Source organism: Pseudomonas sp. P7759 (genome assembly GCF_013386445.1).
GTDB classification, from domain to species: domain Bacteria; phylum Pseudomonadota; class Gammaproteobacteria; order Pseudomonadales; family Pseudomonadaceae; genus Aquipseudomonas; species Aquipseudomonas azotoformans_A.
Genome location: NZ_JACART010000033.1, coordinates 23,042 through 29,041 on the forward strand (window position 1 = coordinate 23,042; position 6,000 = coordinate 29,041).

The following is a 6,000-nucleotide window of genomic DNA, read 5'->3' on the forward strand; positions in this document are numbered from 1 at the left end:
GGCGTCGACTGTGCATGATCCGTGTCAGGGCTTCTCGCCCTTGAGCTGGCGCAGGCTGATGTCGGCCAGGCAGGTGCCGAGTTCGCCCAGGTGGTCGATCACCGAGTGCACACCCAGCCCGTAAAGGGCGACGGTGGCCTTGCCGCGCTTGTGCTCGCGTTCCGGTTCGCTCAGCGCCTGCCATTGCTCCGGCGCCATGCCGCACAGCGAACCGCAGGAGGCCAGGCCGATGGTCCACAACCCGGCGTTGAGCCCGGATTGCAGCAAGCGCGGTTCGCCGCTGACCAATACACAGCCTTCCAGGCGTTCAATGTTCAGTTGCATCAAGGCTTGCCAGCAGGCGTGGGGCGCAGGCCAGCGAATGGAGGAGGGTGGTGTCGCCTTGACCCACGCAGGCAGCGTGGCGGCCAGCGGGGTGGTGACGGCGGGAGGCAGTTCATCCAGCCAGGCGCACGGGACGCCTTGTTCCTTGAGACTGCGCAGGATGTTCAGGGCGCCGGGCGTAGCCTGGGATTCAAGGGAGGGCGAGTCGGTGCGAGCACGGGAACCGAAGTCCACCAGGCAGCCACTCAAGCCAAACAGGACGGCAGTCAAGGTGGGCGCGCTGGCGATGGCTATCTCGGCGTGAGGCATGTCGACATCCCTGAAATAGCTCTAACGCTATCGACTCAGGATGACAAGTCGATGACACAATTGTTATTTGTAGGAAAATTGTCCATTTTTGCTATGGCGTTTCCTAGTTGCTGCCTAATTGGCGACTTCCGTCATATACTGACGGCCTTATTCAGGGCATAGCGCCCATGACAGACCATTCAAGGAGCAAAAGCTATGCGCTGGAGCCACTACTTCGCTCAGCTGTCGGTGTGTGCCACTGTCTTGTTGGCACCTTTCGCCGCACAGGCTGCATCGGAAGATGATCCATGGGAAAGCGTCAACCGCCCGATCTTCACCTTTAACGACACCGTAGATACCTATGCCCTCAAGCCATTGGCTCAGGGCTATCAGTTCGTGACGCCGCAGTTCGTGCAGGATGGCATTCACAACTTCTTCCGCAACATCGGCGACGTAGGCAACCTGGCCAACAACGTGCTGCAGCTCAAGCCGCACAACGCCGGTGTCGACACCGCGCGTTTGCTGGTCAACACCACCTTCGGCGTGCTGGGCTTTATCGATGTCGGCACCAAAATGGGGCTGCAACGCAGCGATGAAGACTTCGGTCAGACCCTCGGCTACTGGGGCGTCGGCAGCGGTCCTTACGTGATGCTGCCCCTGCTCGGCCCAAGCACCTTGCGTGATGCGCCGTCCAAATACGTGGACAGCTACACCCAGCCGTACCGCTACATGAACGATATCGGCTGGCGCAACAGCACTTTTGGTCTGAATATCGTCGACACCCGTGCCAGCCTGCTCGACAGCGAGAAGCTGATCACCGGTGACAAGTACACCTTCATTCGTAACGCTTACCTGCAGAACCGCGAGTTCAAGGTCAAGGACGGCAAGGTCGTCGACGACTTCTAAGCCGTGACGTTTTGAAATGAAAAAGGCGACCTCAGCGGTCGCCTTTTTTGTGCGTGGGATTCAACGCATTTTCAGGATCTTGAGGCCCAGGTGTTGGTCTTCTCCCCTGGCCTTGGCCCACACCACCTCGGTATCGGCCTCCAGGCCCTTCAGTGCGGCGTGCTCCGAATCGATGCGCACGGTCAGCAGGTCGCCTACGTTGAACTGGCGAGGCGCCTGCACCTGCATGCCGGAACTGGAAAGGTCCACACAAACCCCGGCAATCTCTTGCCCTGCATGGATCAGGGATACGTCTGCATCCACACGCATGCGGATGAAATCGCGTTTTTCGGCGTAGTCGCGCTCGTGTTCGCTCACGGGCTTCATCCTTACTTTGTGTTGTGGTCGTGCCTGTTCTTATAACTCCCGGTGATTTGCGGTGTAAAGACGCCCGGCGACCATCGGCATGAGCTTGAAACCCCTGACGGATGGGAGTACCGTCTGCGCCTTAGAAGGGCACCTCTGCTTTACCGTTGTGCATGGGCGAAATCCCAATGCTTTGTAGGACAGAGAGGCTAGAAAGCGAATCCAGTACGTGAGCCCGGCCATTGTCGCGCCACCTACGCCAACCTAATTCTGGCGCCGTTTGCCCACATGCAAAAAACCAGTGCCACGCTGCTGATAATCGATGACGACGAAGTAGTGCGCGCGAGCCTCGCGGCCTATTTGGAAGACAGTGGCTTCAGCGTCCTGCAGGCCAGCAATGGCCAACAGGGTCTCCAGGTATTCGAGCGCGACCAGCCCGACCTTGTGATCTGCGACTTGCGCATGCCCCAGATGGGCGGCTTGGAGCTGATTCGCCAGGTGACTGAGCTCGCCCCGCAGACACCGGTGATCGTGGTATCGGGTGCCGGGGTGATGAACGATGCTGTCGAGGCTTTGCGCCTGGGCGCCGCCGACTACCTGATCAAGCCCCTGGAAGACCTGGCGGTGCTGGAGCACTCGGTGCGCCGTGCCCTGGATCGTGCACGCCTGCTGGTGGAGAACCAGCGCTACCGCGAAAAGCTCGAAACCGCCAACCGCGAACTCGAAGCCAGCCTCAACCTGCTCCAGGAAGACCAGAATGCCGGTCGCCAGGTGCAGATGAACATGCTGCCGGTTAGCCCCTGGACCATCGACGACTTCCAGTTTGCCCACCAGATCATCCCGTCGTTGTACCTGTCGGGTGATTTTGTTGATTACTTCCGTGTGGATGAGCGACGTGTGGCGTTCTACCTGGCGGACGTTTCCGGCCACGGTGCTTCCTCTGCTTTTGTCACCGTGTTGTTGAAATTCATGACCACGCGGTTGCTGTTCGAATCCAAGCGCAATGGCACCTTGCCGGAGTTCACCCCCTCCGAGGTGCTGGGCCACATCAATCGGGGCCTGATCAGCTGCAAGCTGGGCAAGCACGTAACGATGGTTGGCGGCGTGATTGATGAAGAAACCGGTCTTTTGACCTACAGCATCGGTGGTCACCTGCCGATGCCGGTTTTATACACTCCTGACAGTGTGCGTTACCTGGAAGGGCGTGGTCTGCCGGTTGGCTTGTTCAATGAAGCCACCTATGAAGACCATATCCTGGAACTGCCGCCGACGTTCAGCCTCACGCTGATGTCAGACGGCATCCTGGACCTTCTTCCAGAGCCTACACTCAAAGAGAAAGAAGCCGCCTTGCCCCAAAAGGTCAAGTCGGCGGGCGGCAGCCTGGATGGCCTGCGGCAGGTTTTTGGATTGGCCACGCTAGGGGAGATGCCGGATGATATCGCCCTATTGGTGTTGAGCAGGAATCTTTGATGAGTACCGGAAGAATCCAATTCGCCGAGCAAGACGGGACCTTCGTCCTGAAATTTGTCGGTGAAGTGCGCCTGACCTTGTGTTCGGCGCTGGATGCGACGATTGAGCGGATCTTCACAGCGTTGAATTTCTCGGCGATCGTGATCGATCTGACCGAAACCCGCAGCATCGATAGCACCACCCTTGGCTTGCTGGCCAAATTGTCCATTCTGTCTCGGCAGAAGGTTGGCCTGCTGCCGACTGTGGTCACCACCCACGAAGACATCACGCGTCTGTTGCAGTCCATGGGCTTCGACCAGGTGTTCAACATCGTTGACCGCCCGATTCCGTGCCCGGAATGCCTGACCGACCTGCCGTCCCAGGACCAGTCCGAGGAAGTGGTGCGGGTCAAGGTGTTGGAAGCGCACAAGATCCTGATGGGCCTCAACGAGTCCAATCGCGAAGCGTTCCACGACCTGGTGAATGCGCTGGAGCGGCATTGATCTAGACGAATTCGAAGCATAAAAAAGGGCGGTCCCCGTGAGGGTGACCGCCCTTTTTGCCGTGGCTGCTTTACAGCTTGGCGGACAACAGCGCTTCGAGTTTTTCCTGGTCCCGAGCAAACTGACGAATGCCCTCGGCCAGCTTCTCAGTCGCCATCGCGTCCTCGTTGGACTCCCAGCGGAACTGCGCTTCAGTCAGGTGAACACGGGCTTCACCGGCATGGCCTGGCGACAGCTTGCGCTCCAGCGTGCCTTCGTCAGCCGCCAGCTTCTCCAGCAGGTCCGGGCTAATGGTCAGGCGATCGCACCCGGCCAGCTCTTCGATCTGGCTGAGGTTGCGGAAGCTCGCGCCCATCACCACAGTCTTGTAACCATTGGCCTTGTAGTAATTGTAGATGCGCGTCACCGACTGCACGCCCGGATCATCCGAACCGGTGTAGTCGTTGCCATTGGCCTTCTTGTACCAATCGTAGATACGGCCCACGAACGGCGAGATCAGGAACACACCGGCCTCTGCGCAGGCCACGGCCTGGGCGAAGGAGAACAGCAGGGTCAGGTTGGTCTGGATGCCTTCTTTTTCCAGCTGCTCGGCGGCGCGGATGCCTTCCCAGGTGGAAGCGATCTTGATCAGCACGCGGTCGCGGCCAACGCCAGCTTTGTCATACAGGTCGATCAGACGGTGTGCACGCTTGAGAATAGCGGCTTCGTCAAACGACAGGCGGGCATCCACCTCAGTGGAAATACGCCCAGGTACCACTTTGAGGATCTCTTGACCCACTGCCACCGCAAAGCGGTCGCTGGCCAGGCCCACGTCACCGTTGCAGTCTTGCACGGCCTCATCCAGCAGCTTGGCATACGCAGGGATCGACGCAGCCTTGAGCAGCAGGGAAGGGTTGGTGGTGGCGTCTTGCGGCTTGAGCTTGGCGAGGGTGGAAAAATCGCCAGTATCGGCAACGACAGTGGTGAATTGCTTGAGTTGTTCCAGCTTGGAAGTCATGTGCGTGCTCTGTCCTATGGGTCTGATGACATTACCCGAGCGCCGGCAGGCGCTCAAGGGCGCAAATGCGTTCGATCGTTTGCGAGGGCAACAACCTGAAAACAGCCGTTTGAATGGCAGGTCTGGCTGTTAAATAGGAGGGCAAAACGGCCAGCAGGTTCAACCGGATCAACGCCCTTCCAGTAACGCGCCCGCCTGATCCAGCAAGGCCAGCGGATCGCTCGCCTTATGAATATCCACCGACAGCAACTGCCTGAACTTCCTCGCCCCCGGAAAACCCGTGCCCAACCCCAGCGCATGCCGGGTAATGTGGTGCATCGTCCCGCCTCCGGCCAAATGTTCGGCAATGTAAGGCCGCAACTGCGCCAGCGCCTCGGCTCGACTGATCACCGGCTGCGTGCTGCCAAACAATTGCTGATCCACCTCCGCCAGCAAATACGGATTGTGATAAGCCTCGCGCCCCAGCATTACCCCGTCAAACGTTTGCAAATGCTCATGACACTGCTCCAGCGTCTTGATTCCGCCGTTGAGAATAATCTCCAGCTCGGGGAAGTCCTGCTTCAACTGGGCCGCCACGTCATAGCGCAACGGCGGGATGTCCCGATTCTCCTTGGGCGACAACCCCTCCAGAATCGCAATCCGCGCATGCACCGTAAAACTGGTGCAGCCCGCGTCCTTCACCGTCCCGACGAAATCACACAACTCGGCATAACTGTCCCGCCCATTGATCCCGATGCGGTGCTTCACCGTCACCGGAATCGACACCGCATCGCGCATCGCCTTCACACAATCGGCCACCAGCGCCGGGTGAGCCATCAGGATCGCGCCGATCATGTTGTTCTGCACCCTGTCGCTGGGGCAGCCAACATTCAGGTTCACCTCGTCGTAGCCGGCCGCCTGCGCCATGCGCGCGCAGGCGGCCAGATCGGCGGGAACGCTGCCGCCCAATTGCAGGGCGAGAGGGTGTTCAGCTTCGTTGTGGCGCAGGAAGCGTTCGTGATCGCCGTGAAGAATTGCGCCGGTGGTCACCATTTCGGTGTAGAGCAGGGCGTGTTTGGAGAGCAGGCGTAGGAAGAACCGGCAGTGGCGGTCAGTCCAATCCATCATCGGCGCGACGGAGAAGCGGCGGGAAAAAGAGTGTGATGCGGTGCTGGTCGGGGACATTGGGCAATCTGAGCTGGGTAGGGC

General features: G+C 59.4%; 7 protein-coding genes. 3 read left to right on the top strand and 4 right to left on the bottom strand.

The genetic code is table 11. From position 1 onward, the window contains the following. Positions 1 to 24 precede the first annotated feature (24 nt). On the bottom strand, positions 25 to 633 hold the full coding sequence (locus tag HX823_RS22580) for an HAD family phosphatase (RefSeq protein WP_177076793.1): 609 nt from the start codon (positions 631 to 633) through the stop codon (positions 25 to 27). A 195-nt stretch (positions 634 to 828) separates the two neighbouring features. Between HX823_RS22580 and HX823_RS22585 the strand changes: the two genes are divergently transcribed. Beyond that, complete coding sequence (locus HX823_RS22585; protein WP_010212030.1) at positions 829 to 1,518, top strand: VacJ family lipoprotein; 690 nt, start codon at positions 829 to 831, stop codon at positions 1,516 to 1,518. Between the two features lie 60 nt (positions 1,519 to 1,578). Here the strand turns inward: HX823_RS22585 and HX823_RS22590 are convergent, their stop codons facing one another. Further along, positions 1,579 to 1,875 (bottom strand): PilZ domain-containing protein, encoded by a 297-nt coding sequence (locus HX823_RS22590; protein ID WP_038850361.1) that lies wholly within the window; start codon positions 1,873 to 1,875, stop codon positions 1,579 to 1,581. A gap of 276 nt (positions 1,876 to 2,151) precedes the next feature. On the opposite strand from HX823_RS22590, the gene rssB reads away from it, so the two are divergent. Together rssB and rssC are read left to right on the top strand one after the other, a co-directional pair. Beyond that, a complete protein-coding gene (rssB, locus tag HX823_RS22595) occupies positions 2,152 to 3,333 on the top strand; it encodes a two-component system response regulator RssB (RefSeq protein WP_016975286.1) in 1,182 nt (393 codons plus the stop codon). Continuing rightward, positions 3,333 to 3,815: an anti-sigma factor antagonist RssC gene (rssC, locus tag HX823_RS22600; RefSeq protein WP_003172602.1), complete on the top strand. Its 483-nt coding sequence runs from the start codon at positions 3,333 to 3,335 to the stop codon at positions 3,813 to 3,815. The genes rssB and rssC overlap by 1 nt, the downstream gene beginning before the upstream one ends. A gap of 70 nt (positions 3,816 to 3,885) precedes the next feature. Here the strand turns inward: rssC and tal are convergent, their stop codons facing one another. Beyond that, positions 3,886 to 4,812 (bottom strand): transaldolase, encoded by a 927-nt coding sequence (gene tal, locus HX823_RS22605; RefSeq protein WP_033902559.1) that lies wholly within the window; start codon positions 4,810 to 4,812, stop codon positions 3,886 to 3,888. A 168-nt stretch (positions 4,813 to 4,980) separates the two neighbouring features. Then, positions 4,981 to 5,976, bottom strand: a complete 996-nt coding sequence (gene dusA, locus HX823_RS22610; RefSeq protein ID WP_177076795.1) for a tRNA dihydrouridine(20/20a) synthase DusA — start codon at positions 5,974 to 5,976, stop codon at positions 4,981 to 4,983. Positions 5,977 to 6,000 lie beyond the last annotated feature (24 nt).